The sequence below is a fragment of the Paracoccus sp. JM45 genome, from assembly GCF_003590715.1.
GTDB lineage: Bacteria > Pseudomonadota > Alphaproteobacteria > Rhodobacterales > Rhodobacteraceae > Paracoccus.
Map to the genome: position 1 here is coordinate 1 of NZ_QQVY01000050.1, position 2,023 is coordinate 2,023.

1 protein-coding gene is annotated in these 2,023 nt (G+C 46.4%); it reads left to right on the forward strand.

The features are described from left to right. The first annotated feature begins 208 nt into the window (after positions 1-208). The gene (locus DWB67_RS17580) at positions 209-1,960 is read left to right on the forward strand and encodes an ATP-binding protein (RefSeq protein WP_182911663.1); all 1,752 of its coding nucleotides are present in this window, start codon (positions 209-211) and stop codon (positions 1,958-1,960) included. Positions 1,961-2,023: the final 63 nt, after the last annotated feature.

The window sequence follows — 2,023 nt, forward strand, 5'->3', positions numbered from 1 at the left end:
GAGGCCTATGATACTCACAATCAACACCTGAAAGCCGCCGCCTGACATGAAACCCATGCTATAGCTTAGCCCGGCGGAAAACTGGTCGAAAATTCAGGACCACCTCTTAGGTAGCCCCCAGCAAGCCAGGAACTTTTGCTCGAATTTTAATTTCGCACACAGTGAGCAGCTAATAGACTATTTCGAAAACAAGTTACATGATCGATTGGTGCCAGATCATACGAATGAGGAAGGTTTTCACCGTCTTCAGAGAGCCATCCGCCAGTCAGCTACACGTCGTAATTTCCCTTCTCCAGGCGGAACATGGAAGCTGATCGATGTTGAAGAAATTTTAAGAGCGAATTTGGTTCAAAAGTTGTCACAAGACTTTGCCATCCCTGATCATTATTTACCTCCTTCGAAATCATTTCACGCCGATCTAATATCAAAATCTTCCGCTCCGGGTTGTCATGTTATCGCGGGACAGCCAGGGATGGGGAAAAGCACGTACCTATCGTATTTGAGCGAAGAGCTCATTGGTGGTGGAGCGACAGTGTTGCGCCACCATTATTGGCTAGGCTCAAGTAGCGTCATAGATCGTATTCGCTCGGAACACGCAATAAAATCGATGATGTTCCAACTTCAAGAGGCGTTTCCTGAGCATGTGCAAATGTCACATATCGAGGAAATGAAATTCGATGAGTGTGTGCGCGCGGTTTCCAAGATTTTGAAGAAAAAAGGGAAGAATCTCGTGGTGATTGTTGACGGGCTTGATCACGTGCATCGAGACCGACCTGACATCTCCCAACTAACCCATCTTCTTAACAGGCTCATACCGTTGAAAGAGGACGTCTGCCTATTTTTTGGTACTCAGCCAATCGATGAAAGCTATCTTCCTAACAGCCTGACGATCGCCGCCCCAAAGAAACTTTGGATTGATCTACCTCCCATGGATCTTGCTTCGACTAGGTCTTGGTTAGTTGGATTGCATGATGCGAGCTCATTCCTACTCAACGGAAGCAAAAATCACGTTGACCGTGAACTAAATGAAATTTCTGAAGCACTGGTCGCTAAGACCAAGGGTTACCCTTTGCACTTAATCTATTCTGTTAGGGATTTATTGGCGAAAGATCGACACTTGTCGGCCTATAGGATGGAGGACATTCTGCCATGTCCAAATGGGGACATTAGGGAGTACTATCAGAATCTCTGGAACGGTCTGAGCACAGGTTCGAAGGACATTTTACTGCTAATCGCGTGTGTACAGTTCCCATGGCCAGATAAAGGGAACCTATCGAAGTGCTACACCGACTCTCTTGGTTTCCAGAAGGCCTTCGGCGCAGTTAACCACTTAACTGAACAACGGCAAAGTGGGATTTATCCTTTTCATGGAAGCTTGACCGTCTTTCTTCATGCGACGGAAGAATTCAAGGACATGTTTGACATCCTGATGGTGAGGGTCAAAAACTGGTTGGACGATGGAGCCCCAGACTATTGGCAATGGGGGTGGAAGTGGTTGATCGAGGCCAGTTTGGGAAATCCAACAGTGCTTTTAGACGGAGTCACCAAAGACTGGACGCTGCATTCAGTTTCAAGCGGTTATTCCATTGATCACATCGATCACATAATTGCGGTGAGCGAGGACTATGCATTAAAGAAAGGTCTTTATAGTGAGCTGGTTCGGCTCAGAGGCGTGCGCATAAGAGTTTTGAATGGACCTGAACAACAAATCCAAGATCAAGCTCTGTTTCAAAAGTGCGCATTGAGCCTTCAAAAGGATGAGTACCCCAAGCTGTTAAAATTAGACAACTTGCGGTTTCTTTCTGATGAAGAGATCAAAATCCTACCTGCGGTCTCAAGAACCCTTGACTATGATATCTGCAAGATGTGTTTTTCCGAAGCGTTGCGTCGTCTCGAACTTGCAGTAAAGTTTGAAGACAGAGGTGGTCCTGAATTTTCGACCAGTTTTCCGCCGGGCTAAGCTATAGCATGGGTTTCATGTCAGGCGGCGGCTTTCAGGTGTTGATTGTGAGTATCATAGGCC